The sequence below is a fragment of the Rhodanobacter sp. OR92 genome (assembly GCF_000427545.1).
Lineage (GTDB): Bacteria > Pseudomonadota > Gammaproteobacteria > Xanthomonadales > Rhodanobacteraceae > Rhodanobacter > Rhodanobacter denitrificans.
On the sequence record NZ_ATYF01000001.1, the window covers coordinates 304,960 to 330,563 of the forward strand.

General features: G+C 68.7%; 24 protein-coding genes. 22 read left to right on the plus strand and 2 right to left on the minus strand.

Annotated elements, in window-relative coordinates; genetic code table 11:
- Positions 1-4: 4 nt before the first annotated feature.
- A complete protein-coding gene (locus RHOOR92_RS0101630; RefSeq protein WP_027489399.1) occupies positions 5-586 on the plus strand; it encodes a DUF2058 family protein in 582 nt (193 codons plus the stop codon).
- A gap of 67 nt (positions 587-653) precedes the next feature.
- Here the strand turns inward: RHOOR92_RS0101630 and RHOOR92_RS0101635 are convergent, their stop codons facing one another.
- Positions 654-2,735 (minus strand): 3-hydroxyacyl-CoA dehydrogenase NAD-binding domain-containing protein, encoded by a 2,082-nt coding sequence (locus RHOOR92_RS0101635; protein WP_027489400.1) that lies wholly within the window; start codon positions 2,733-2,735, stop codon positions 654-656.
- A 314-nt stretch (positions 2,736-3,049) separates the two neighbouring features.
- Here RHOOR92_RS0101635 and RHOOR92_RS0101640 point away from each other — a divergent pair, with 314 nt between their 5' ends.
- The 11 genes from RHOOR92_RS0101640 to recO all read left to right on the plus strand — a co-directional run bounded on the left by RHOOR92_RS0101640 (position 3,050) and on the right by recO (position 15,185).
- Entirely contained in the window at positions 3,050-3,544 is a 495-nt protein-coding gene (locus RHOOR92_RS0101640) for a hypothetical protein (protein ID WP_007511273.1), read from the plus strand.
- 13 nt (positions 3,545-3,557) lie between these two features.
- Entirely contained in the window at positions 3,558-6,125 is a 2,568-nt protein-coding gene (locus RHOOR92_RS0101645) for a bifunctional diguanylate cyclase/phosphodiesterase (protein ID WP_027484353.1), read from the plus strand.
- 189 nt (positions 6,126-6,314) lie between these two features.
- Positions 6,315-6,929 carry an RNA polymerase sigma factor RpoE gene (rpoE, locus tag RHOOR92_RS0101650; RefSeq protein ID WP_007511277.1) on the plus strand — a complete coding sequence of 205 codons (615 nt, stop codon included), beginning with the start codon at positions 6,315-6,317 and terminating at the stop codon, positions 6,927-6,929.
- Positions 6,926-7,594 carry a sigma-E factor negative regulatory protein gene (locus RHOOR92_RS0101655; RefSeq protein WP_015448002.1) on the plus strand — a complete coding sequence of 223 codons (669 nt, stop codon included), beginning with the start codon at positions 6,926-6,928 and terminating at the stop codon, positions 7,592-7,594. Before rpoE ends, RHOOR92_RS0101655 begins: the two co-directional genes overlap by 4 nt.
- Positions 7,595-7,756: 162 nt before the next feature.
- A complete protein-coding gene (locus tag RHOOR92_RS0101665; RefSeq protein WP_027484354.1) occupies positions 7,757-9,229 on the plus strand; it encodes a Do family serine endopeptidase in 1,473 nt (490 codons plus the stop codon).
- Between the two features lie 169 nt (positions 9,230-9,398).
- Positions 9,399-11,192: a translation elongation factor 4 gene (gene lepA, locus RHOOR92_RS0101670; protein WP_007511281.1), complete on the plus strand. Its 1,794-nt coding sequence runs from the start codon at positions 9,399-9,401 to the stop codon at positions 11,190-11,192.
- Between the two features lie 45 nt (positions 11,193-11,237).
- Positions 11,238-12,134: a signal peptidase I gene (gene lepB / locus RHOOR92_RS0101675; RefSeq protein WP_027489401.1), complete on the plus strand. Its 897-nt coding sequence runs from the start codon at positions 11,238-11,240 to the stop codon at positions 12,132-12,134.
- Between the two features lie 183 nt (positions 12,135-12,317).
- Positions 12,318-12,701 carry a DUF4845 domain-containing protein gene (locus tag RHOOR92_RS0101680; RefSeq protein ID WP_007511284.1) on the plus strand — a complete coding sequence of 128 codons (384 nt, stop codon included), beginning with the start codon at positions 12,318-12,320 and terminating at the stop codon, positions 12,699-12,701.
- Positions 12,702-12,703: 2 nt separating this feature from the next.
- The gene (gene rnc / locus RHOOR92_RS0101685; protein ID WP_015447999.1) at positions 12,704-13,363 is read left to right on the plus strand and encodes a ribonuclease III; all 660 of its coding nucleotides are present in this window, start codon (positions 12,704-12,706) and stop codon (positions 13,361-13,363) included.
- A gap of 87 nt (positions 13,364-13,450) precedes the next feature.
- Positions 13,451-14,383 carry a GTPase Era gene (gene era, locus RHOOR92_RS0101690; RefSeq protein WP_007511287.1) on the plus strand — a complete coding sequence of 311 codons (933 nt, stop codon included), beginning with the start codon at positions 13,451-13,453 and terminating at the stop codon, positions 14,381-14,383.
- A 76-nt stretch (positions 14,384-14,459) separates the two neighbouring features.
- Positions 14,460-15,185, plus strand: a complete 726-nt coding sequence (recO, locus tag RHOOR92_RS0101695) for a DNA repair protein RecO (RefSeq protein ID WP_027484357.1) — start codon at positions 14,460-14,462, stop codon at positions 15,183-15,185.
- On the opposite strand, the gene RHOOR92_RS0101700 is transcribed toward recO, so the two are convergent.
- Positions 15,182-15,919 (minus strand): response regulator, encoded by a 738-nt coding sequence (locus RHOOR92_RS0101700; RefSeq protein WP_231378287.1) that lies wholly within the window; start codon positions 15,917-15,919, stop codon positions 15,182-15,184. The two genes, recO and RHOOR92_RS0101700, sit on opposite strands and share 4 nt — an antisense overlap.
- A gap of 45 nt (positions 15,920-15,964) precedes the next feature.
- Between RHOOR92_RS0101700 and RHOOR92_RS0101705 the strand changes: the two genes are divergently transcribed.
- The 10 genes from RHOOR92_RS0101705 (at position 15,965) to RHOOR92_RS0101750 (ending at position 25,473) form a co-directional block, all read left to right on the plus strand.
- Positions 15,965-17,986, plus strand: a complete 2,022-nt coding sequence (locus tag RHOOR92_RS0101705) for a hypothetical protein (protein WP_007511292.1) — start codon at positions 15,965-15,967, stop codon at positions 17,984-17,986.
- 52 nt (positions 17,987-18,038) lie between these two features.
- Entirely contained in the window at positions 18,039-18,644 is a 606-nt protein-coding gene (locus RHOOR92_RS0101710; protein WP_007511294.1) for a YdbL family protein, read from the plus strand.
- A 124-nt stretch (positions 18,645-18,768) separates the two neighbouring features.
- Complete coding sequence (rlmD, locus tag RHOOR92_RS0101715; RefSeq protein WP_007511296.1) at positions 18,769-20,106, plus strand: 23S rRNA (uracil(1939)-C(5))-methyltransferase RlmD; 1,338 nt, start codon at positions 18,769-18,771, stop codon at positions 20,104-20,106.
- A gap of 113 nt (positions 20,107-20,219) precedes the next feature.
- Positions 20,220-20,741: a CYTH domain-containing protein gene (locus RHOOR92_RS0101720; protein ID WP_027484360.1), complete on the plus strand. Its 522-nt coding sequence runs from the start codon at positions 20,220-20,222 to the stop codon at positions 20,739-20,741.
- Positions 20,735-21,751, plus strand: coding sequence for a beta-N-acetylhexosaminidase (nagZ, locus tag RHOOR92_RS0101725; RefSeq protein ID WP_027489402.1), 1,017 nt, complete (start codon positions 20,735-20,737; stop codon positions 21,749-21,751). Before RHOOR92_RS0101720 ends, nagZ begins: the two co-directional genes overlap by 7 nt.
- A complete protein-coding gene (locus RHOOR92_RS0101730; protein WP_027489403.1) occupies positions 21,748-22,311 on the plus strand; it encodes a hypoxanthine-guanine phosphoribosyltransferase in 564 nt (187 codons plus the stop codon). The genes nagZ and RHOOR92_RS0101730 overlap by 4 nt, the downstream gene beginning before the upstream one ends.
- A gap of 165 nt (positions 22,312-22,476) precedes the next feature.
- Complete coding sequence (locus RHOOR92_RS0101735) at positions 22,477-23,238, plus strand: S-methyl-5'-thioinosine phosphorylase (RefSeq protein ID WP_027489404.1); 762 nt, start codon at positions 22,477-22,479, stop codon at positions 23,236-23,238.
- 160 nt (positions 23,239-23,398) lie between these two features.
- Positions 23,399-23,602 carry a cold-shock protein gene (locus tag RHOOR92_RS0101740; protein WP_007511306.1) on the plus strand — a complete coding sequence of 68 codons (204 nt, stop codon included), beginning with the start codon at positions 23,399-23,401 and terminating at the stop codon, positions 23,600-23,602.
- Positions 23,603-23,685: 83 nt separating this feature from the next.
- Positions 23,686-24,735 carry a N(4)-(beta-N-acetylglucosaminyl)-L-asparaginase gene (locus RHOOR92_RS0101745; RefSeq protein ID WP_027489405.1) on the plus strand — a complete coding sequence of 350 codons (1,050 nt, stop codon included), beginning with the start codon at positions 23,686-23,688 and terminating at the stop codon, positions 24,733-24,735.
- A gap of 12 nt (positions 24,736-24,747) precedes the next feature.
- Positions 24,748-25,473, plus strand: a complete 726-nt coding sequence (locus tag RHOOR92_RS0101750; RefSeq protein ID WP_027489406.1) for a copper homeostasis protein CutC — start codon at positions 24,748-24,750, stop codon at positions 25,471-25,473.
- The last annotated feature ends 131 nt before the right edge of the window (positions 25,474-25,604 follow it).

The window sequence follows — 25,604 nt, forward strand, 5'->3', positions numbered from 1 at the left end:
CCGCATGGCCGATTCCCTGCGCGATCAGCTGCTCAAGAGCGGCATCGTCAAACAGGTCCAACAGGACCGGGCGCGCGAGCCGAAACGCCCGGCTGCGCCGTCGTCCGGCAAGCCCGTGCGCAAGGGCGGCAAGCCACATGCCGCGTCGCACGCCGCACGACCGTCGGGGCAGAGCCAGCAGGACATCGACCTGGCCAAGGCGTACGCGTTGCGCGCACAAACCGAAGCCCGCGAACGCCAGCGGGTCGAGCGGGAGGCCGCCGAACAGGCCAGGCTGCGGCGCGAGCGCAAGCAGAAGATCCAGCAGTTGCTGGACGGCAAGGCGTTGAACAAGGCCGATGCCGACCAGCCGCGCAATTTCGAATACGGCGGCAAGATCCGCCGCGTGCACGTGGATGCCGCGCAACTGGCGGCCCTCAATGCCGGCGAACTGGGCGTGGTGCAGCAGGGCGGTCGCTATCTGCTGGTCAGTCGCGAGATTGCCGAGCAGGTACGCGACATCGATCCGCACCAGCTGGCGCTGCTGGTCGACCCGAATGCCGCCGGCGCGGGCGATGACGGCGTGCCCGACGACCTGATGTGGTGATGCCGGTCTGCGTCAACGGAAACGCCCGGCCGTGCCGGGCGTTTTCACGCCGGTCATCGCAAACCGGTCAGTCGGCGGAAGCGGCCGGCAACCCGAAACCACGCTGCGCCAGCGCCGGAAGCTCCCAGCCGTGCTTCGGCTTGAACCGGTCGCCGTAGCGCTGCGCCAGCTGTTCAAGCCTGGCCTTGAGCTTGTCGGCGCCTTCGCTGCGCGTGTACTGGATCGGGCCGCCGCGGAACGGCGCGAAGCCGGTGCCGAAGATCACGCCGGCGTCGAGCAGGTCGGCATCGTCGACCACGCCGTCGGCGAGGCAGGCGATCGCCTCGTTGACCATCGGCAGGATCATGCGCTCCTGCACGTCCGGCGGCGTCACGTAATCCTTGTCGATCTCGGGCTTCTGCGGCTTGCCGTCCTGCCACACGTACAGGCCCTGGCCGTCCTTCTTGCCGCGCTTGCCGGCCGCGAGTTTTTCGTCCAGTCCGGGCGGCACTTCCAGCCCAAGGAATGGCGCCAGTTCCTTGCCGACCGAGGCGCAGACATCGAGGCCTACCGTGTCGGCCAGTTCGATCGGGCCCATCGGCATGCCGAACTTCTTCGCCTCGCGATCGAGCACCGGGCCGGGCACGCCTTCGCTGTATAGCCGCATGGCTTCCAGCAGGTACGGCATCAGGATGCGGTTGACCAGGAAGCCCGGGGTGCCCTTGACCGCCACCGGCAGCTTGCCGATCGCCTTGCAGAACGCCAACGCGCGTTTTTCGATGGCCGGGTCGAGCCGGTCGTGGCGCACCACCTCGACCAGCGGCATCTGCGCCACCGGGTTGAAGAAGTGCAGGCCGAGGAAGCGCTGCGGCGCGGCAAGGTTCTTGCGCAGCTCGTCCAGCGGGATGCTGGAGGTGTTGCTGGCGAGGATTTCGTCGGCCTGGAACTGCGGCTCGATGCCGGCGTACAGCGCTTCCTTCGCCCGCGCGTTCTCGTAGATCGCCTCGATCGCCAGGTCGGCCGAAGCCACGCCGCTGCCTTCGACGTCCGCACGCAGGCGCCGCATGGCCACCTCGACCTTCTCAGGCGCCTTCAGCTTCTTCTCGTACAGCGCCCGGGCGCGGTCCAGCGCGGGCTGGACGAATTTCATCTCGCGGTCCTGCAAGGTCACCTCGAAACCCTTGAGCGCAGCCCATGCGGCGATGTCGCCGCCCATCACGCCGGCGCCGACCACGTGCACGTGCTTGATGCCGTGCTCGATGCCGCCGCCCTGGCCCTTCAGCCGTTCCTGCAGGAAGAAGATGCGGATCAGGTTCTGCGCGGTCGGCGTCTGCGCCAGCTTCGCCACCGAGCGCGCCTCGAGTTTCAGCCGCTGCTGGATGGCCGAGCCGCCGCGCTTCCATACGTCGATCATCGCGAACGGCGCGGGGTAATGTTCCTTGCGCACCTTCGCGGCAGTCTGCTTGAACACCATCGGCGCCAGGATCTGCCGCGCCAGCCAGGTGTTGCTGGCCCAGGCCCTGGCGCGCCGGGCGAACGGGCGCGAGGCGGGATGGCGCAGCAGCAGTTTCGCTTCGGCCAGCAGTTCGTCGGCGCGGGCCAGCCGATCGACCACGCCCAGGCCCAGCGCGCGTTTCGCCGACAGCGACTTGCCGGTCAGCATCAGCGGCAGCGCCTCGGTGGCGCCGATCAGTCGCGGCAGGCGCGCGGTGCCGCCCCAGCCGGGGTGGATGCCCAACATCACCTCGGGCAGGGCGATCCGGGTCCTCTCGTCGTCGGCGGCGATGCGCTGGCGGCAGGCCAGGATCAGCTCGGTGCCGCCGCCCATGCAGGCACCGTGCACGGCGGCCACGGTGGGGCAGGGCAGTCGCGCCAGTGCCTCGTAGACGCGCTGGCCGTGCTCGATGTTCTCCAGCACGCTGTCGTGCTTCGCGTACTCGATGAATTCCTTCACGTCGGCACCGACGGCAAACCCCGAGGATTTGGCCGAATGCACGATGACGCCGGCCGGCTTGTCGATCGCCAGCCGCTCGACGATCTGTTCGAGCTCGTCCAGCACTGCACGGGAGATCGCATTGACGCTGCTGTCGGCGCGGTCGAGGGTCAGCGTGACGACGCCGTCGTCGCCTTGGCTGGTCTTCCAGTGGTTGAAACGCAATCCTTCGAACATGGGCGTACAGGCGTGGTGGTCGAGGCCTGAACCATACCGTCCCGCCGCCGTGATTGCGAGATGTGACGTGCTTGCTTGACCCTGTACCGGCGCCGGTGTGAAATCGAGCCTTCTTCGGGGAAACCGCCTGTCGTGGCCAGCCGGGCGGTGCGGCGGGCCGATCGTGTCACGGCGCAGCGCGGGACCGTCGGACCGCGGAGCCATCCGTCGTGGTTCAATGGGCCACGCATGGTTCGATGGGCTGAGCCACGGGTGGTTGCCAGCGGGCCGGATTCACCAGTGCACTATCGCCGACACGGCAGGACGGAGACGCAATGACCTCAGTACTGGCCTCCGTTCCGCCACAAGCCGGCGCCGAGATTTTCGAGCGTATCCTGGCGGCTCCCAGCGGCCTGGTGGTGCTGGACTGCAAGGACGTGCACGTCCTGATCGACCAGTTCCGCGCGATCGCCCGGCACACCGGGCAGGCGGTGTACCTGTGGCAGCCCGATACCGGCCTCGGCAGCCTGCGCGATGCGCAGGTCCGGGTGCCGGACTGTCAGCGGCTGGGCAACGCCTTGCGCTACATGCAGCAGAGCATGCATTTCGGCGTTTACTTCCTGCTCGGGCTGGAGCTGCCGCTGTCGGCGATGGACGCCACCTTGCTGCGCCAGCTTGCACGCGCGCCGAAGGGTCATCTGCGCCGTGTCGTGCTGATCGACGCGCCGGTGGCGCTGGTCGAGCACCTTGGCGAACTGGCGGCGCACGTGGGCAGCGAAGACAGCCAGCCGCGCCGCCTGCGCCTGCGCGACGGCCGCTGGCTGGTCTGAGGCCGACACGCAGATGAGTTCCGGCATTCTGGTGGTTGCCGCCCAGCGCGAACTGCGCCGCAGCCTGTTCGATGCGCTCGACCAGGCGGGTTATCCGCAGATCCACAGTGCGCGCGACGTATCGCACGCAGCCATCCTGCTCGAGGGCCGCGCATCGTTGCCGCCGCTGCAGCTGATCGTGGCGGTGCTGTCCGGCGACGAACAGCAGGCGCGCATCAGTTGCGAGCAACTGCATCGTCTGCCGGGCGGCACGGACACGCCGCTGATCGTGGTGTTGGGCGAGGATGCCACGCTGAGTGCGGCCGACCTGCCTGCCGACATCGCCGACTGGCTTTCGGCCGCGCAGATCGGCAGCGAACTGGTGCCGCGCTGGCGGCGCTGGCAGGCCGGCAACGGCCAGCGGCCGCGCCCGCTGGCCGCCACGTCCGACGGCAGTGCGCACGAGGACTACCGCTACGTGTTCGAGGAGGGCGACAGCGAGTGGCTGATCGCCGATGCGCAAACCGGCCGCCTGCTCGAGGTCAGTCCCACGGTGGCACGGCACAGCCGCATGCACGCCAGCCAGTGGGAGGGCCTGCCGCTGGCTGAAGTGCTGCGTTTCGAGGGCATCACGATCGACCAGGTGCTGGCCGAGGCCAACCGCGGCTGGTATCCCTGCCAGCGCAAGTCGGCGCAGGGTGCCGACACCGGCCAGGCCAGCGTGCGGCGCATCCGGCACGCCGGGCGCGAGGCGCTGGCCTTGATGTTCCGCAGCGATCGCGCCGACCTGCGGGCGGAAGCCGCCCTGTCGTTGCTGTCGCGCATCTTCGCCTCGACCAGCGGCGTCGACGCGCAGACTGCCTCCGGTCGCTTGCTGTTCGACGAGCTGGGGCTGGATTACCTCGCTGTATGGTCGGCGCGCCAGGACGGCGCCGACGCGCCGGCCCAGATGCTGCAGCTGTGGAACGGCGATGCCCCGGCGTGGCCGCCGGCGCAGCTGCAGAGCTCGCTGCAGCTGGTGCTGGGCGGCAAGCCGATCCTGTATCGCACCGATGCGAAACGGCTGGCGTCGGTCGACCCGCTGCTGCAGCAGCTCGACCTGGCCGGGTTTGCCGGACTGCCGCTGTACGACGAGCGTCACACCGTACTCGGCGCGATGCTGGCCGGCAGCCGGCGCGGTTTCGGCAAGATGGGCATCATCGAACCGGTACTGCGCTGCGCCGCGGCGCGCTTCGCGCAGATGCTGGAACTGGGCCGCACCCGCGAGCAGGGTCGTGCAGAGGGCCTGGTGGACGCCCTGACCGGCCTGCCGAACCGGCTGCTGTTCAACGACCGGCTGGACACCATCATCCGCGAGGCAACCCGCAACGGCGAGTGCTTCGCAGTGCTGTTCGTCGACCTCGACCGCTTCAAGGCAATCAACGACACCTACGGCCATGCCGCCGGCGACCAGGTGCTGCGCTCGGTCACCCAGCGCCTGTGCGGCAGCATTCGCGCGTCCGACACGGTGGCCCGCTATGCCGGCGACGAGTTCACCGTCGTGCTGCGCCATATCGTGAAGAACGACGACGTGCTGCGCGTGGCCGAGAAGATCGTGCAGGTGATGGAGACGCCGCTGTTCCTGGAGGACGGCACCGAGTTGCAGGTCACCGCCTCGATGGGCCTGAGCTTCTTCCCCGACGACGCCGGCGACGCGCAGACCCTGCTCAAGCATGCCGACGAGGCGATGTACGCGGCCAAGCACCAGGGCCGCAACACGTTCCAGATCTACGAGGTGAGTCCGGAGTACGCCCAGCAGCACGGCATCGCGCTGAAGACCCGCCTGCGCCACGCTGAGGGCAACGGCGAACTGCGCGTGGTCTACCAGCCGCAGGTCAACACCGAGACCGAGGACATCATGGGGATGGAGGCGCTGGTGCGCTGGGAGCATCCCGAACTGGGCATGATCAGCCCGGCGGTGTTCATCCCGCTGGCCGAGGAAAGCGGCCTGATCGTCTCGATCGGCGAGTGGGTGATGCGCACCGCCTGTCGCCAGGCGAAGGAATGGGAGCAACGCTACGGCTTGCGCCTGCGGCTGGGCGTGAACCTGTCCGCGGTGCAGCTGATGGAGCCGCAGCTGCTGGACACCGTGGCGGCCGTGCTGCGCGAAACCGGGCTGGACCCCACCTTGCTGGAGATGGAGGTCACCGAGAGCATCAGCATCAAGGAGGCGCCGAACCTGGTCGAGAACCTGCATGCGCTGCACCGGCTGGGCTGCCACATCGCGATCGACGATTTCGGCACCGGCGCGGCCTCGCTGGACTACCTGCGCCGGCTGCCGGCCGACCGCATCAAGATCGACCAGAGCTTCGTGCGCAACATCGGGGTGGACCCCGACGACGAGGCGATCGTGCGTGCCACCGTCGAAATGGCACACCGGCTGAAGCGTGCCGTGGTGGCCGAAGGCGTGGAGATCGAGCAGCACCTGCAGTTCCTGCGCCAGCACGGTTGCGACGAGTTGCAGGGCTACCTGTTCTGCCGTCCGCTGCCGCCGGTCAGTTTCGACAAGTTGCTGGCCGAGCGCCAACGCCTGCTGGAGGCGCGCGTGGCCGAACCGGCTTGAGCCGGCGGCAGGCGTCCCCATAACTAAGCCGACCCGGCACGGGTCCGGGGCGCGGGCCAGGCACGACAGGCAGTCGACAGGCTGTACGTTGTGGTGGAGGCGAGACCCGGTGCATGCTGAACTCGGGCGCCGGATCGTGGTCTGAGCGCCGCGTTCAGTTCAAAACAGCTCCCGCAGCGGAAGACGGCATTGACGACGGATACGGCCCGGACGGGCGAAAACGAACTGGATCGCCTGCTGGTCGAGCGGGTCCAGCAGGGGGACAAGCGGGCCTTCGACCTGCTGGTGCGCAAGTACCAGCACAAGGTGATCGGACTGGTCTCGCGCTACGTGCGCAGCCACGCCGAATGCGAGGACATCGCGCAGGAGTCGTTCATCCGTGCGTGGCGGGCGATCGGCTCGTTCCGCGGCGACAGCGCGTTCTACACCTGGCTGTACAAGATCGCGGTGAACACGGCCAAGAACCACCTGGTGGCGATGGGCCGGCGGCCGCCGGCCGGCGACATCGATGCCGATGACGCGGAGTTCATGGCCGGCGCCGAACGCATGCACGACAGCGCCACGCCCGAGCGCGAGCTGATGCGCCAGGAAATTGAACAATCCGTGTTTTCCACTGTCCAAGCCTTGCCCGAAGAGCTGCGGACCGCCATCACGCTGCGCGAAGTGGATGGCCTCAGCTACGATGAAATCGCCGAAGCGATGGGCTGCCCGATCGGTACGGTGCGTTCGCGCATCTTCCGGGCGCGCGAGGCGATCGACGAGAAGCTGCGGCCCCTGTTGTCGGACCGCGAGGATCAGACATGAAGCAGGCAGGCATGAATCAGGACACCCGGGAAAGCCTTTCCGCGGGCATCGATGGCGAATTGTCGAGGGAGCAGCTGCGTTTCCTGCTGCGCCGGCTCGACCATGACGCTTCGCTGCAGCAGGCCTGGACCCGTTACCACATCGCCCGCGACAGCCTGCGCCAGCAGTTGCCGCCGCTGGCCGGGGCCGGTTTTGCCGCGCGGGTGATGCTGGCGATCGAACAGGAGTCGTCGCCGGCCGCGACGTCGCCCCGGCGCAGCCACTGGCTGCGCTGGTCCACCGGCGGCGCGATCGCCGCCAGCGTGGCCGCCGCCGCCCTGATGATCGGCCAGCCGACCGGCGATGCCGAACGCCTGACCGCGTCGACCGCCCGGCAGGCCAGTGCAGTTGCCGCCGCGCCGGCGAACAAGCCGGTCGCTCCGGCCGCCGTGCCGCCATGGCTCAGCGGCAATTCCGCCGGACTGCTCAGCCAGCAGGCCTCGGCGACCTTCGGTACGCCGTTCGGCCAGAGCCAGTCGGCGTATGCGCGGCGCCTGTCCGGTTACCCCTCGATGCCCCGCTACCGCACGCTCGACAACAACGACGGCAGCTACCTGCTGCTGCTCGAGCCGGAGCAGCCGGTGGCCCCGGACACCTCGCGCCGGGCTTCCGCCGTCGCGCAATGACACGGGTCCGCGTGTGATTGCCCGCGGCTCGTTCTCGCTGTTCCCGCCTCCATCGACCCGCCGCCCGGGTCGATCGGTGGTGCGCGTGCGGAGCGGGCACGGCGCCGCCGGAGTCATCCATCCACTTGAAGCGTGTCGACCGAAATCAACCAAGGAGGAGTCATGAACCATTCCATCTTGCGCAGCCTGGCGTGCTGCGCGCTGCTGGGCATCGCCGCTGCCGGCACGGTGCAGGCGCAGGCGCCGGCCGCAGCGGCGCTGCCGGACTTCACCGGCATCGTGCAGAAGAACGCGCCGGCCGTGGTGCACGTCGAGGCCCGCTACAACGGCGAGCGGCAGGGCAGCAGCCGCAGCATCGGCGGGCAGATGATGCCCGGCCAAGGCATGCCGGACGACCCGCAGGCGGAGATCCTGCGGCGCTTCTTCGGCATGCCGATGATGCCGTCGCCGCAGGAGCAGCGGCACACCTCGCTGGGTTCGGGCTTCATCATCTCGGGCGACGGCTACATCCTCACCAACAATCACGTGGTCGACCATGCCGACAAGGTCACCGTGCGCCTGCAGGACCGGCGTACGCTGACGGCCAGGGTGATCGGCACCGACCCGACCTACGACATCGCCCTGCTCAAGGTGGATGCCGGCGGCAGCCTGCCGGCGGTGACCCTCGGCGATTCGCGCAGCCTGAAGCCCGGCCAGTGGGTGCTGGCGATCGGCTCGCCGTTCGGTTTCGACTACACCGTGACCCAGGGCATCGTCAGCGCGGTGGGCCGCAACCTGGGCCAGCGCGACCAGCCGTACACCTCGTTCATCCAGACCGACGTGCCGATCAACCGCGGCAATTCCGGCGGTCCGCTGTTCGACCTGCAGGGCCGGGTGGTCGGCATCAACTCGCAGATCTATTCCAACACCGGCACCTACTCCGGGGTGGCGTTTTCGATCCCGATCGACGTGGCGATGAACGCGGTGCAGCAGCTCAAGAGCAAGGGCTACGTGTCGCGCGGCATGCTCGGGGTGACGGTGCAGCCGGTCGACGACGACATGGTCAAGGCGTTCGGCCTGGACAACGGTGTGGGCGCCGCGGTGGTCGACGTCACGGCGAACAGCGGTGCGGCCAGGGCCGGCATCCAGTCCGGCGACGTCATCCTGGCCTACGACGGGCGCACGCTGCAGCAGGCCTCGGACCTGCCGCCGCTGGTGGGCATGACCAAGCCGGGCAGCAAGGTGCCGGTGGAAATCCTGCGCAACGGCAGGAAGCAGACGCTTCAAGTCACCATCAGCGAGGCCGCGCGCGACCGCAACGCGGTGAACGGCCAGGGCACCGCCCCGTCGCTGGCACACAGCGGCTCGGCCGCGCTGGGCCTGACCGTGCAGTCGATCGACGACGGCACCCGCACGCAGCTCGGACTGAAGCCGGGTCAGGGCGTGGTGATCGGCGACATCGCCGGGCCGGTGGCGGCACAGGCCGGGCTGCGTGCGGGCGACGTGATCCTGATGGTCAACCAGCAGAAGATCGGCAGCGTGGCCGAGTTCGAGGCGGCCACCAAGGGCGTGAAGGCTGGCAGCACGGTGCTGCTGCTGGTGCGCCGCGGCGAGCAGAGCAACTTCGTCGGCCTGACCGTGCCGGATGACAAGTGATCGAACCGCGGTTCGCATGACACCCCGCGGGGTACCCCGCGCCGCGGGGGGCGTGCTTGGCGCTGGCGGGTTCCGTGCGACAATACCGGGTTAGCATCGCTTCATGCCGATGCGCCGCCACGCATGGTGCGTGGCGGCAAGCCCAAGCCCGACAGGCCGCCCGCGCTCCATGGAATTGATCCGCAACTTCTCCATCATCGCCCACATCGACCACGGCAAGTCGACCCTGGCCGATCGCATCATCCACCTCTGCGGCGGCCTGGCCGACCGCGAGATGGAGGCGCAGGTGCTGGACAACAATCCGATCGAGCGCGAGCGCGGCATCACCATCAAGGCGCAATCGGTGTCGCTGCCGTACACCGCGCGCGACGGCAAGACCTATCAGCTCAACTTCATCGACACCCCCGGCCACGTCGACTTCTCCTACGAGGTCAGCCGCTCGCTGGCCGCCTGCGAAGGCGCGCTGCTGGTGGTGGATGCCGCCCAGGGCGTGGAGGCGCAGTCCGTCGCCAACTGCTACACCGCGGTGGAGATGGGGCTGGAAGTGGTGCCGGTGCTGAACAAGATCGACCTGCCGACGGCCGACATCGAGAAGGTGAAGGGCGAGATCGAGGCGGTGATCGGCATCGACGCCACCGATGCGGTGGCGATCAGCGCCAAGACCGGCCTCAACGTGGTCGAGGTGCTGGAGGCGATCGTGGCGCGCATCCCGCCGCCCAAGCCGCGCGACACCGACCGGCTGCAGGCGCTGATCATCGACTCGTGGTTCGACAACTACCTGGGCGTGGTCTCGCTGGTGCGCGTGATGCAGGGCGAGATCAAGCCCGGCGACAAGCTGCTGGTGATGTCCACCGGGCGCACCCACGAGGTGGACGACGTCGGCGTGTTCACGCCCAAGCGCAAGAAGCTGGACAAGCTCGGCGCCGGCGAGGTGGGCTGGATCAATGCCTCGATCAAGGACGTGCACGGCGCGCCCGTCGGCGACACGCTGACCTTGGCCGGCAAGCCGGCCGACAAGGCGCTGCCCGGTTTCCAGACCATGCAGCCGCGGGTGTTCGCCGGCCTGTTCCCGGTCTCGTCGGACGACTTCCCGGCGATGCGCGAGGCGCTGGACAAGCTGCGCCTGAACGACGCCGCGCTGTTCTTCGAGCCGGAATCCTCCGAGGCGATGGGTTTCGGCTTCCGCTGCGGCTTCCTCGGCATGCTGCACATGGAAATCGTGCAGGAGCGGCTGGAACGCGAGTACGACCTTGACCTGATCACCACCGCGCCGACCGTGGTGTACGAGGTGCTCAAGACCGACGGTTCGACGATGATGCTGGACAACCCGGCCAAGTTGCCGACGAATTCCAGCCTGGTGCAGGAAATCCGCGAACCGATCATCGTCGCCAACATCCTCACCCCGCCGGACTACATCGGCAACGTGATCACCTTGTGCGAGGAAAAGCGCGGCGTGCAGCGTTCGATCCAGTACCTGGCGACCCAGGTGCAGATCAGCTACGAAATGCCGCTGGCCGAAGTGGTGATGGACTTCTTCGACCGGCTGAAATCCGTTTCGCGCGGCTATGCCTCGATGGACTACCACTTCGAGCGTTTCGATGCCGGCCCGTTCGTGCGCGTGGACGTGCTGATCAACGGCGATCGCGTCGACGCGCTGTCGCTGATCGTGCACCGCAGCCACGCCGACCGCCGCGGACGCGACCTGGTCGAGCGGATGAAGGATCTGATTCCACGCCAGCAGTTCGACGTGGCGATCCAGGCCGCCGTGGGTGCCCAAATTATCGCGCGCTCCACGGTGAAAGCCCTGCGCAAGAATGTTCTGGCCAAGTGCTACGGCGGCGACGTCAGCCGCAAGAAGAAGCTTCTGGAAAAGCAGAAGGAAGGCAAGAAGCGCATGAAGCAGGTCGGTCGCGTGGAGATTCCGCAGGAAGCGTTCCTGGCTGTACTGAAGGTCGACAAATAACAAGTGCGATCAGCGATGATCCGTCAGGCAACCTGGAGTTAAGGCATGGAATTCGATTTCTCGGCGATTCTGCTTGGCCTCACCGTGCTGTTCGGCGTGGTGTGGGGTCTGGACCGCCTGTTCCTGTACAAGAAGCGCAAGGCGCGGCTGGAGGCGGCCGGCGAGGAATACCGCGACCCGATGCCGGTGGACTGGTCGCGCTCGCTGTTCCCGGTGGTGCTGGCGGTGCTGCTGCTGCGCTCGTTCGTGGCAGAACCCTTTCGCATCCCGTCCGGCTCGATGATGCCGACGCTGGACGTGGGCGACTTCATCCTGGTCAACAAGTTCGCCTACGGCCTGCGCATGCCGGCGTTCAACAACAAGCTGGTCGACCTCGGCGAGCCGCAGCGCGGCGACGTGGTGGTGTTCCGCTTCCCCGGCTACCTGTGCCAGGACGGCGACACGCTGGTGCGCAGCGGCGACATGAGCTGCAACGACCCGCATGCGCCGGTACCGGCGCAGAACTGGATCAAGCGGGTGATCGGCCTGCCGGGCGACAGCATCGAGGTGCACGGTGCCGAGCTGTGGGTCAACGGCCAGCGGGTGAACGCCGAGGAGATCGGCCCGTACGTGGGCAACCCGCAGCGCAGCGTGGACCAGATCATGCTGAACATGGGCGCCACGGTATGGACCGAGCACCTGGGCAAGGTCAACCACATGATCGCGCGCATGCCGGCCTACACCACGCCCAATTCGATCCCGAACGACCGGGTGCCCTCGAAGGTGCCGCCGGGCTGCTACCTGGTGATGGGCGACAACCGCTACGACAGCCTGGACAGCCGCTGGTGGGGCTGCATGCCGGAGCAGAACCTGGCCGGCAAGGCGTTCCTGATCTGGATGAGCTGGAAGGGCTGGGGCACGGGCGGCGTGGACTTCTCGCGCATCGGCACGGTGATCCACTGAGGCCGGCCGCGGCCGGCCGGTGGGCGAAAGCGTGACGGGATCGAACCGCTGCGCACGCGCGGCCGCCGACAGTGCGAGAATCCGCAGGCATAATCGGCACGCCGGCGGGGGCGGCCACGGTCGCCATGCCCGGATCACCATTCACAGACAGGCACGCCGAACAGGCGGCATAGCGAGGGGACTATGAAATCGAAGCAGTCCGGCGTCACCCTGATCGGGTTCCTGATCATCATGGCCATCGTTGGCTTCCTGGCCTATATGGGCATGAAGTTGCTGCCGTCCTACTCGGAGTATATGGGCGTGGTCAAGGCGATGAACCAGGTCGCCACCGAGGGCACCAACGGCAAGTCGCTGGACGATATTCGCCGTGGCCTGATGTTCAAGATGGGCTTCCAGTACGTCGACGACGCCACCATCAAGCCGGCGAACATCACCATCGTGCGCAACAGCGGCGGCGCCAACCAGCTGCGCGTGGCCTACGACAAGCAGATTCCGTTCATGTACAACATCGACTTCCTGCTGCACTTCGACAAGAGCGTGCCGCTGCAGGGCAACGTGGGCGAGTAAATTTGGAACCGAACTACCGTTTTCGCGACCCGACGCTGGCGCAGCTGGCACTGACCCACCGCAGCGTCGGCAAACCGAACAACGAGCGGCTGGAGTTCCTCGGTGATGCGCTGCTCGGCGCGATCGTCGCCGAGATGCTTTACGAAGCGCATCCCCGGGCCAGCGAAGGCGAGCTGTCGCGGCTGCGCGCGCAACTGGTCAATGGCCAGGCGCTGGCCGTGGTGGCCCGCGAATTGGACCTGGGCGACGGGCTGAAGCTCGGCCCGGGCGAATTGAAGAGCGGCGGCTTCCGACGCGATTCGATCCTCGCCGATGCGTTCGAGGCGATGGTCGCCGCGGTCTACCAGGATGGCGGCTTCGATGCCTGCCGCGAATTCGTGCGCGGGCTGTTCGCCGAGCGCATCGCCGCCTTGCGCCGCTCCTCCAAGGATGCCAAGACGCGGTTGCAGGAGTGGCTGCAGGCCAAGGGTCTGCCGCTGCCGCACTACGAACTGGTGGCCAGCCACGGCGAGGACCACGCCAAGACCTTCGAGGTCAGCTGCAGCATCGGCGAGCCGATCGCATTCACCGCCGAAGCCCATGGCGGCAGCCGCCGCGCCGCGGAGCAGGACGCGGCCGAGGCCGTGCTCAACCAGCTGCTGGAGCAGCAGCGCGACGCCTGACCTCGCCGCCTCGCCACCTGAACCGCCCGCCTGCCGCTTCCGGCGAAGCACTACACTTGCCACCCGACCCGTCGAGCAACCCGCGTCATGAACCAAGAACTGGACTCCGCCGCCGGCAGCCTGCCGCACGATAACTTCCGCTGCGGCACGGTCGCGCTGGCCGGGCGTCCCAACGTGGGCAAGTCCACCCTGCTCAACGCGCTGATCGGTTTTCGCCTGTCGATCACCAGCCCGCGGCCGCAGACCACCCGCCACCGCATCCTCGGCATCAACACCAGCGAGGCCGGGCAGATCATGTACGTCGACACGCCCGGGCTGCATCGCGGCGCCAAGCGTGCGATGAACCGCAGCCTGAACCGCGCCGCGCGCTCGGCGATCAGCGATGTCGACCTGGTGGTGCAGGTGATCGAGGCCGGCCGCTGGACCGACGAGGACGAGGCATTGTACGCCGCCCTGGTCGAGCAGTCGTCGCCGCGCCTGCTGGTGATCAACAAGGTCGACCTCAACAAGGACAAGACGGTGATGCTGCCGTTCGTGGCCGAACTGGTGGCGAAGCACAGCTATGACGAGATCCACTACGTCAGCGCGCTCAAGGGGCAGGGCCTGCAGGAACTGGAGCAGGCGATCCTGCAGCGCCTGCCGGTGCGCCCACCGGTGTTCGGCGAGGACGAGGTCACCGACCGCAGCGAGCGCTTCCTCGCTGCCGAGATGGTGCGCGAGCAGCTGATGCTGCGGCTCGACCAGGAGCTGCCCTATGCCACCACGGTGGAGATCGAGCAGTTCAACGACCGTCCCGACGGCATCGCCGAGATCCACGCGATCATCTGGGTCGAGCGCGCCGGCCAGAAGGCGATCGTGATCGGCAACGGCGGCGCCCAGCTCAAGGCGATCGGCACGGGCGCGCGGCGTCACATGGAACGCATGTTCGAGCGCAAGGTGTTCCTCAAGCTGTGGGTGAAGGTGCGCGAAGGCTGGGTCGACGACGAGAACATGCTGAAGAAGTTCGGCTATACCGATTGAGGGCATCGGGAATCGTCGGGATCGCGGCTTTGTTCCTGTTCCCCATGCTCGATTTCCTATTCCCTGCCCACCAGCCATGCGCCTCGAACAGCAACCCAGCTACGTCCTGCATGCGCGCCCCTATCGCGAGACGTCGCTGCTGCTCGAATGCCTGACCCGTGAGCATGGCCGGCTCGGCGTGGTGGCGCGCGGCGTGCGCGGCGAACGCTCGCGCCTGCGCCGGGCCCAGCTGGAACCGTTCCAGCCGTTGGCAATGGACCTGCTGCTGCGCGGCGAGATGGCCACGCTGACCGGAGTCGAAACGGTAGGCACGCCGTTGCGCCTGCCGGGCGACGCCGGCCTGGCCGGGCTGTATCTCAACGAGCTGGTGGTGCGCCTGACCGGCCGGCAGGACCCGTACCCGCGGCTGTTCGACGCCTATGCCGGCACCCTGGCGCGGCTGGCTGCCGGTGAATCGCTGGCCTGGAGCCTGCGCCGCTTCGAGCGCGATCTGCTGGAGGCGATTGGCTACGGCCTGCAACTGCAGCACGACTCGGACTCCGGCGAACCGCTGGCGGCGGCGGCCAGCTACCGCTACCTGGTCGAGCAGGGGGCGGTGCGCTGCGCCGCCGACCGCCCCCATGCGCTGCGCGGCAGCGACCTGCTGGCACTCGGCCAGGACCGGGTGCCCGACGCCCGTGGCCTCAAGGCCTTGCGCGACATGATGCGTGAGGTGATCCGCTTCCACCTGGGCGGCGGCGAGCTGCGCGCCTGGCGGGTGCTGGCGACGGCGGTCTCGGGGCGCAGGGCAACGCCTGATTAGCTGTCCAGCGCCTGCAGCGTCGCCAGCAGGGCCTGGCGGAAGCGTGCCAGCGCGATCGGCGTGGCGCCGCGCTGCAGCAGTTGCTGCTGCAGCAGCACGGTCTGCGCCGACAGCGCGGTCGCGCCGCAGAAACCGCAGGACGAACGCAGCCGGTGCAGGCGCTCGCTGAAACCGGCACGGTCGCGGCTCAGCGCATCCAGCTCCTGGTGCAGCAGGGCCAGCTCCTCGCGCAGCAGCAGGCGCAGCGCGCGCATGGTGGTGGCATCGCCGGTGGCGGTCAGCGCGGCCCGGTCGTCCAGCATGCCGGCGGGGTGACGATCCGGCTGCACCAGTGCCAGCACCTGCTGCAGCTCGGCCAGGCCACAGGGCTTCAGCAGGATCTGGCTGAAGCCCGCGTCGAGCAGCGACTGGCGGCCGCCGGGTTCCAGCTCGGCCGTGGTGGCCACCGCGATGCTTTCCGCCGAGCACGCCCGCTGGTCCGCGCGCAGCGCGGTCAGGATCTGCAGCGCGCCGGCGCCGGGCATGCGGCAATCCAGCAGCAGCAGGTCGAACGGTTCGGCGCGTGCCCGTTGCAGGGCCGCCATGCCGTCCATGCAGGCTTCGGTCTGGGCGCCCATCGAGTCCAGCCCGTCGCACAGGAAACGGCAACTGCCGGGATCGTCGTCGGCCACCAGTACGTGGGCACGGGCAGTGCCGATCGGGTCGGAATCGGTGTTGGCAAGGGGGCTGTTCATGACGAAATCCATATCGTTCATCTTGATTTGGCAGAATGGCCTGACATGCGCCCGACTTCAAGCCACTTCCTGCTGTGCTGCTGCCTGCTGCTGGGGTTCGGCTGGACGCTGCCTGCGCGGGCGGAGGTGCTGTTGACGGCGAAGTCGATCAGCGTGCCCGGCGCCCGCCTGCAGGCGGTCACCCTGCGCCTCGGCGAAGATGCCGCCGGCGGACTGCGGCTGCAACTGAGCGCGGAGCAGGCCGACGTGCCGGCGATGGGCTGGCGGCGGCTGGGCCTGAGCCTCGATGGCAACCTGCAACGGGACGCCCGCCTGCGCTGGAGCCTCGACGGCAACGTGCGCCTGGCCGGTGCGCCGGGCGGTGCGCTCAGCGACGCCCACGTGAACATCGTGCTCAGCGAAGCGGCCAACACCCTGCTCGTCGATATCGTGCAGGGCAAGGCCCATGCCAGCACCGCGTTGCCGCTGGACCAGCCCACGCATGCGCAGATCAGCCTGGACAATCTCCCCGTCGGCTGGCTGCAAGGCCTGCTCGGCACGGTCTGGTCGGGGCGTCCCACTGGCGGCCGGCTGGATGCCGAACTGGCGCTGGACCTGCGCGATCCCGGCCTGCAGTCGTCCGGGCAGTTCACCCTGGTCAAGCTGGGCTTCGACACCCCAAGCGGCACCCTGGCCGGGCAGGGACTGGACGGCAGCGGGCGCTTCAGCCTCGACACCACCGCCGGCCCGGCGCGGATCGAGCTGGATGCCAGCCTGCGTGGCGGCGAGCTGCTGCTGGGGCCGATCTACGCGAAGCTGCCGGGTCATCCGGTCCAGCTGGCCCTGCATGCGAATGCGCAGAACGGCGCCTTCGAACTGAGCCACCTGCGCCTGAACGATGCCGACGCGCTGCAGCTCGACGGCGCGCTGGCCTTCGACGCGAACGGCACGCTGAAGAGCCTGCGGCTGGACCGCCTGCGCGCGAACTTCCCGGCGGCCTACCAGCGCTACGGCGAGGCGTGGCTGAGCACGCTGGGCCTGCGCGACATGCGCATCACCGGCCAGCTGAGTGGCAGGCTGGACCTGCGTGCGGATGGCCCGCACGGCTTCGCGTTCGACACCGACGGGCTGGACCTGGCCGACGCCGATGGCCGGCTGGCGGTCGATGGCCTGCATGGCGGGCTGGATTGGGCGATCGACGGCGAACGGCCGGCTACCACGCTGAGCTGGCACAAGCTGCAGTTCCACCGGATAGCGAACGGCGCCGCGCAATCGCAGTGGCGGAGCCGCGCCGGCATGCTCAGCCTGCAGCAGCCGCTGCTGGTGCCGGTGCTGCAGGGCCAGTTGCGCATTGGCCAGCTGGACTGGCGCCCGGCAGCGGCCAAGGGACAGCGGCTGGCGGCCTCGCTGGCGCTGACCGGCGTCGACATGGCCGCCTTCAGCCAGGCGATGGGCTGGCCGGCGTTTCCCGGCACGCTCGGCGGGGCGATTCCGTCGCTGCGCTGGGTCGACGACCGTTTCGAGCTGGACGGCGGCCTGTCGGCCAGCCTGTTCGGCGGCTTCGTCGACATCACCGATCTCTCGCTGCAACAGCCGTTCGGCGCCACCCCGGTACTGACGGGTAACATCACCCTGAAGCAGCTGGACCTGGCCGCGATCACCAGCGTGTTCGACTTCGGCGGCATCACCGGCCCGCTGGACGGTTCGATCGAGGATCTGCGCCTGGTCAACTGGAGCCCGGTCGCGTTCAAGGCCAGCCTGCTGGCAGGCGAGGGCGGCCGGATCAGCCAGCGCGCGGTGAACAACCTCACTGCGGTCGGTGGCGGCGGCATGGCGGCCGGCCTGCAGGGCGCCGTGCTGAAGCTGTTCAAGACCTTCGGCTACAAGCGCATCGGCCTCAACTGCACGCTGCAGGGCACGTTGTGCCGGATGAGCGGTCTGGAGGCCACCGACGACGGCTACACTATCGTCGAAGGCAGCGGCTTGCCGCGGTTGCAGGTGGTCGGTCACCAGACCCAGGTCGACTGGCCGACCCTGGTGCGGCGCCTGCAGGATGCGATCCACGGAGGAGCGCCGCAGATCCGCTGAACCCAGCTGCGGATGGCGGCTCTTCCACCCCTTTCAACGACAGGAGTTCGTCATGCGCAAGCTCGTCTACGTCATTCTGACCTCGCTGGCCGTGGCGCTGGTCGGCTGCGTCACCATCAACGTGTACTTTCCCGAGGCCGCCGCGCAGAAGGCCGCCGACCAGTTCATCGGCAACGTGCTGAACCAGGCGGCGCCCGCCAAGCCGGCACCGAAGGTGCAGCAGCCGGCGGCGAAGGATGGCGGCGCGCAGCCGTCGGCGATGCTGCTCGACCTGCTGGTGCCGGCCGCGCATGCCGCCGACACGCCGGACATCCGCATCCAGACCGCCGCCACCGAGGCGATCCGTGGCCGCATGCAGGGCCGCTTCCAGGGCGCGCTGGGCGAACTGCTCGACAGCGGCGCGGTGGGCTTCACCCGCGACGGCATGGTGGCCATGCGCGACGCCGCCAAGGTGCCGCTGAGCCAGCGCGCGCAGGCAAATGCCACCGTGGCCGACGAGAACCGCGACCGCACCGCGCTGTACCGCGAAATCGCCAACGCCAACAACCATCCGGAGTGGGAGGCGCAGATCCGCACCACCTTCGCCAAGAGCTGGATCGAGAAGGCGCACGCAGGCTGGTACTACCAGGACGCCTCCGGCGCCTGGCAGAAAAAATGAATGCAACCCTGCGCGCGATGCCTTGCGTCACGTCACGGCAAGCATCGCGCACAGGGTGCGCTCCCGCAGGCGCAGCGAGGACTGATCTGGGATAATCGGGAGCCAGCCTCACGATCCGCACCCCATGTCCCGATCCAACTCCGTTCCGTCGACGCTTTTCGAAGCCCACATCACCGATCTCGGCCACGACGGCCGTGGCGTGGCGCGGGTCGACGGCAAGGCGGTGTTCATCAGCGGCGCCCTGCTCGGCGAGCAGGTGACGGCGAAGCTGCGCAAGCGCCACCGCCACTTCGACGAGGCGGACGTGGTCGAGGTGATCGTTGCCTCGCCGCACCGGGTGGAGCCTCGCTGCCGCCACTTCGCCGAGTGCAGCGGCTGCTCGCTGCAGCACCTGGACGCCGCCACCCAGATCGAGACCAAGCAGCGCGTGCTGGCGGAAAACTTCGAGCGCATCGGCAAGGTCGCGCCGCAGGCATGGCTGCCGCCGCTCACGGCCGAGCCGTGGGGCTACCGGCGCAAGGGCCGGCTGTCGGTGCGCCATGTGGCCAAGAAGGAGCGCGTGCTGGTGGGTTTCCGCGAGGAACAGAACCCGCGCTTCGTCACCGAGATCCGGCAATGCGAGGTGATGCACCCGGCGCTCGGCCCCAAGGTCGGCCTGCTCGCCGACCTGCTCGGCACGATGGACGCGGTCAACGACATCCCGCAGATCGAGTTCGCCGCCGGCGACGACCTGATGGCGCTGGTGTTCCGCCACATGCAGCCGCTGAGCGAGCGCGACCGTGCCGCACTGATCGCGTTCGGCGGGCAGCACGGTTTCGCGATCTACCTGCAGCCGGGCGGCACCAGCAGCGTGCATCCGCTGTGGCCGGAGAACCCGCGGCTGGCGTTCCGCATCGCCAGCGGCGACGCGCGTTTTGCCGACGTCGAACTGGAGTTCCAGCCGCTCGACTTCGTGCAGGTCAACGCCGGCATGAACCAGCTGATGATGGCGCGCGCGCTGGAACTGCTCGACCCGCAGCCGGGCGACCGCGTGCTGGACCTGTTCTGCGGCCTCGGCAACTTCACCCTGCCGATCGCCCGCCGCGTGGCCGAGGTGGTCGGCGTGGAAGGCGAGCACGGCCTGGTCGAGCGCGCCGCGCAGAACGCCGTGCGCAACGGCATCGGCAACGCGCGCTTCCACGTGGCGAACCTGTTCGAGGACCAGCGCGCCGCCGACTGGGCGAAGCAGCCATGGGACAAGCTGCTGCTCGATCCGCCGCGTGCCGGCGCGGACAAGGTGCTGGAATACCTGCCGCACAAGCAGACGCGGCGTATCGTCTACGTCTCCTGCCATCCCGCCTCGCTGGCGCGCGACGCCGGCATCCTGGTCGAGCGGCATGGCTTCAGGCTGGCCTCGGCCGGCGTCATGGATATGTTCCCGCATACCTCGCACGTCGAATCCATAGCGGTATTTGTGCGGTGATGCTTGTGCATTCGTCCGTGAATGCGAAGATCAAGAAGCGGCCATCCATGGCCGCACTCTTCGATGAAGCCTCGCTTCATCCGGCTTTTGTCATTGGCTGAGAGCGTCTGTCCGTGCCTGTAGAGATCGAGAGGAAATTCCTGTTGCGCGACGACAGTTGGCACGCGCAGGTCGAGCGCAGCGAGCCGATGGCGCAGGGCTACCTGGTGGATGCGCAGGCGCTGCGCGCCGGGCTGGCGCATGCGTCGGTGCGTGTGCGCGTGGCGGGCGCGCGCGCGTGGCTCAACATCAAGGCCGCCACGCTCGCCATCGCGCGGGCCGAGTTCGAGTATCCGATCCCGCCCGACGAGGCGCAGACCATGCTGGTCACGCTGTGCAACGGCGTGCTGGAGAAGACGCGCCATCACGTGCGGGTCGACGGCACACTGTTCGAGGTCGACGAGTTCGCGGGTGACAACGCGGGCCTGGTGGTGGCCGAGGTCGAGCTGCCGGCGGTCGACGCGCCGTTCCCGCGCCCGCCATGGCTGGGCCGCGAGGTGAGCGCGCTGGCGCGCTACTACAACGTGAACCTGATCGCGCATCCGTACCGACAGTGGTCGCTGGCGGAGCGCGCCGCGGAGGACGCCGCATGCTGATGATCGGCGTGGCCGGACTGCAGCTGGCCGAACACGAGAAGCGCTGGCTCCGTGCGGCGGGGGTGGCCGGGGTGCTGTTGTTTGCGCGCAACTATGCGTCGCGCGAACAGCTGATCGCGCTGTGCGAGGCGATCCGCGAGGCCGGCGGCGACGACCTGCTGATCGCGGTGGACCAGGAAGGCGGCCCAGTGCAGCGCTTCCGTGACGGCTTCACCCGCCTGCCGCCGCTGGCTGCGATCGGCGCGGTCTACGACCGCGACCCCGCCGAGGCGGTCCGCCTGGCCGAGGAGCACGCCTGGGTGATGGCCAGCGAGCTGCGCGCCAGCGGCGTCGATTTCAGTTTCGCGCCGGTGGTGGACCTGGCCCGCGGCAATGCCGCGATCGGCCTGCGCGCGTTTCACGCCGATCCGGCGGTGACCGCCGAGCTGGGCCAGGCCTACGTGCGCGGCATGCACCTGGGCGGCATGGCGGCGGCGCTCAAGCATTTTCCGGGGCACGGCTCGGTCGCCACCGACACGCACAAGGCGCCGGCGATCGACCGGCGCAGCCTGGCGCAGATCCGCCGCGACGACCTGCTGCCGTTCGCCGAGTGCATCGAGGCGCGGGTCGAGGCGGTGATGATGGCGCACGTCACCTATCCGGCGGTGGACAGCAGGCCGGCGGGCTACTCGAAGGTGTGGATCGAACAGATCCTGCGCGGCGAGCTGGGTTTCGCCGGCGCGGTGGTCAGCGACGACATCAGCATGGCCGCCGCCGGTGCCGCCGGCAGCGTGGGCGAGCGCGTGCGCGCGCACCTGGACGCCGGCTGCGACCTGGTGCTGGCCTGCTTCCCCGAGGTGGTGGACGAGGCGATCGCCGCGTTGCCGGCCGACGCCTCGCCGGTGCCGCCGCCACTGGCCGCCCTGCGCGGGTCGCTGGGTTCCAGCTGGGCCGGCCTTCTGGACAACCCGCAGCGCGACCGTTTCGTCGCGCGCATCACGGCACTGCACGTTGACCAAGGAACTGCATGAACACCCCAACCCCTTCCCTGGCCGACGCCTTGGCGCAGGCCGAACTGCTGCACGACCGCGGCACCTTGGAAAGCGTGATCGCCGACATGGGCCGGCAGATCGACGCCGCGCTGGACGGCGAGCGCGCGGTGTTCCTCACCGTGATGAACGGCGCGCTGATCTTCGCCGGGCATCTGGCGCTGGCGATCCGCACTGACCTCGAGTTCGACTACGTGCACGCCACCCGCTACCGCGGCGCCACCAGCGGCAGCGAGCTGCACTGGCTGCGCGAGCCGGCGGTGCCGCTGGCCGGCCGCACGGTGCTGCTGGTCGACGACATCCTCGACGAAGGCCACACGCTGAAGGCGGTGCGCGACGACTGCTACCGGCGCGGCGCGAAGCGCGTGCTGATCGCCAGCCTGTGCACCAAGCGGCACGACCGCCTGGTCGAAGGCATCGCGTCGGATTTCAACGGTGTCGAACTGCCGGACCGCTACGTGTTCGGCTACGGCATGGACTACTACGAGCAGGGCCGCAATTTGCCGGGGATCTATGCCTTGAAAGCCGAGAGCGCGGAATAGGGTTTTGCTCCTCCCCCTGCTTGCAGGGGGAGGCCGGGAGGGGGTAAAGCTCTTGCCTTTGACTTGAAGATCAAGAGCGACCCCACCCCAACCCTCCCCTGCTGTGCAGGGGAGGGGGCAAAGCAGGTTCCCCCCGTTGGCTTCACCCGGACATGGATCATCACGATGCCTCACCCTGACCAGGCCCCCCTCGACCTCGCCGTCATCGGCGGCAGCGGCCTGTACAACTTCCCGGGCCTGGAAAACGCCACGCGACAGGCGGTCGACACGCCCTACGGGCCCGCTTCGGGCGACGTGGTGCTCGGCGACTTCGCCGGCAAGCGGCTGGCCTTCCTGGCCCGCCACGGCGAGAGCCACACGCTGCCGCCGCACCGGGTGAACTACCGCGCCAATCTGTGGGCGCTGCACAGCCTGGGCGCGCGCCGGGTGGTCGGGGTCAACGCGGTGGGCGGCATCCGCAGCGACATGGGGCCGCGGATGATCGTGGTGCCCGACCAGCTGATCGACTACACCCACGGCCGCATCACCAGCTACTGCGACGTCGAGGGCGCCGAGGTGAGGCACATCGACTTCAGCGAGCCGTACACCGAAGCGCTGCGCCGGCAACTGCTGGCGGCGGCGCGCGCGGCGGGCGTCGAGGTGGTCGATGGCGGCTGCTATGGCGCCACCCAGGGGCCGCGGCTGGAAACCCGCGCCGAGATCGCCCGCATGAAGCGCGATGGCTGCGACCTGGTCGGCATGACCGGCATGCCCGAAGCCGTGCTGGCGCGCGAGCTGGCGCTGGAATACGCCTGCCTTGCGCTGGTGGCGAATTTCGCCGCCGGCTGCGGCGACCAGGCGGAGATCAGCATCGAGGAAATCTTCGCCCACCTGGCGGCGGCCACCGCCGAGGTGCCGCGCATCCTCGCCGCCCTGCCGGGAAATTGAGCGCCGCGGCGAATTTGTGCACTGGCGGGACATTTTCGTATTGCGTTCGGCCTTCACATATTGCTACTTTGCGCCGGCCGGGGCGGCGAACCCAAGGGGAGAACTGTGGTTCAGCGCAGTTCCTGGCGCACCCATTCCATGGATCCAGAGGTTCGCTCAAATGAGTTTCGGTACGGTCAAATGGTTCAACGATGCCAAGGGTTTCGGCTTCATCGCACCCGAGGACGGCAGTGCGGACGTGTTCGTCCATTTTTCGGCGATCAACTCCAAGGGCTTCCGCAGCCTGCAGGAAGGTCAGCGCGTGCAGTTCGAAGTGACCCAGGGCCCGAAGGGCGCCCAGGCGTCGGCAGTCGAACCCGCCTGATCAGCCAGACAAACGTTGTAAAGCAAAAGCGAAACCCCGCATCCTGTGCGGGGTTTTTTTGTTTCCGGACTGCGGAGTAGGCCATGACTGATCGCCGGCGTTTCCTCAAGGCATCCCTGCTCGGCGCTTCGGCGCCGCTGCTGGCGTGGGCAGGCGGGCGGAGCGCCGGGCCGGCGGTGCGGGGGACGAAGGCGTCGGCGGCACGGGTCGTCTCAACCTGGGACTTCGGCGTCGCCGCGAACCGCGCGGCCTGGGCGATCCTGGGCCAGGGCGGCCATGCGCTGGATGCGGTCGAGACCGGCGTGCAGGTGCCCGAATCCGACCTGAAGAACCATAGCGTCGGCAAGGGCGGCTACCCGGATCGCGACGGCCACGTCACCCTCGACGCCAGCATCATGGACGCCGACGGCAGCTGCGGCGCGGTGGCCGCCCTGGAGCACATCGAGCATCCGATCTCGGTGGCGCGGCGGGTGATGGAACGCACGCCGCATGTGCTGCTGGTCGGCGAGGGCGCGCTGCAGTTCGCGCTGGAGCAGGGCTTCAAGAAGCAGGACCTGCTCACGCCCGAAGCCGAGCAGGCCTGGCACGAATGGCTGAAGACGGCGAAGTACCAGCCCTCGATCAACAGCGAAGTGCACGACTACGGCAAGGGCGGCGCCCCCGGCCTGCCCGGCGGCGCCCACAACCACGACACCATCGGCATGCTGGCGCTGGACGCGCACGGCAAGCTGGCCGGTGCCTGCACCACCAGCGGCATGGCGTGGAAGCTGCGCGGCCGCGTCGGCGACAGCCCGATCATCGGCGCCGGCCTGTACGTCGACGGCGAGGTTGGCGGCGCCACCTCCACCGGCGTCGGCGAGGAAGTGATCCGCAACGCCGGTAGCTTCCTGGTCGTCGAACTGATGCGCCAGGGCCGCTCGCCGCACGAGGCCTGCAAGGAGGCGGTGATGCGCATCGTCAAGAAGCGCCCGGAAGCCTCCAAGACCCTGCAGGTCGGCTTCCTCGCCATGAACCGCGACGGCGAGGTCGGCGCCTACGCCATCCAGCACGGCTTCTCCTACGCGGTATGCGATGCGAAGAAGCAGGACACCCTGATCCCCTCGCCAAGCGTCTACACGACGAGCTATTCATGATCCCGCTTGCCCATGATGCTTGAGATTGCCGCCAATTCGGTCGCCTCCGCGCTGGCCGCGCAAGAGGGCGGAGCGGGGCGGGTCGAACTCTGCACGGCGCTGGAACTGGGCGGCCTCACGCCGTCGCACGCGCAGATCGCGCTGGCCCGCGAACGCCTGCGCATCCCGCTGGTCGTGCTGATCCGCCCGCGCGCCGGCGACTTCCTCTACAGCGAACTGGAATGCGAGGCCATGCAGCGCGACATCGAGACCTGCGTGTCGCTGGGCTGCGACGGCGTGGTGCTCGGCGTGCTCGATGCGAATGGCGAGGTCGACATGCCGCGCTGCCGCGCCCTGATCGCCGCCGCCGGCAAGCTCGGCGTGACCTTCCACCGCGCCTTCGACCTCAGCCGCGACCCGGCGCGCGCGCTGGAGGACATCGTCGCGCTCGGTTGCGAGCGCGTGCTGACCTCGGGCGCGCAGGCCAGCGCGGTGGACGGCGCCACGCTGATCCGCGAGCTGGTGACGCAGGCCGCCGGGCGTCTGGCGGTGATGCCCGGCGCCGGCATCACCGCGCAGAACATCGCGGCGCTCGCCGCCGCCACCGGCGCGCGCGAATTCCACGCCTCCGCCAAAAGCCGGCAGCCGTCCGGCATGCAGCATCGGCGGGCGGTGCTGTCCGACATGGAAAGCGGCGAGCTGCGCAGCGATGCCGGGCAGGTGCGCGCCATGGCGACCGTCCTGCACACCCTGTCGTAGGAGCCCGCCGCGGACGATGCTCTTGTCCAAGGTGTCCGGCGCAGGCCGCAATCGCACTTCGCAATGACGCACCTCGCCCCCACATCGTCATTCCGGCGCAGGCCGGAATCGCACTTCGGCAACGAGGAGGG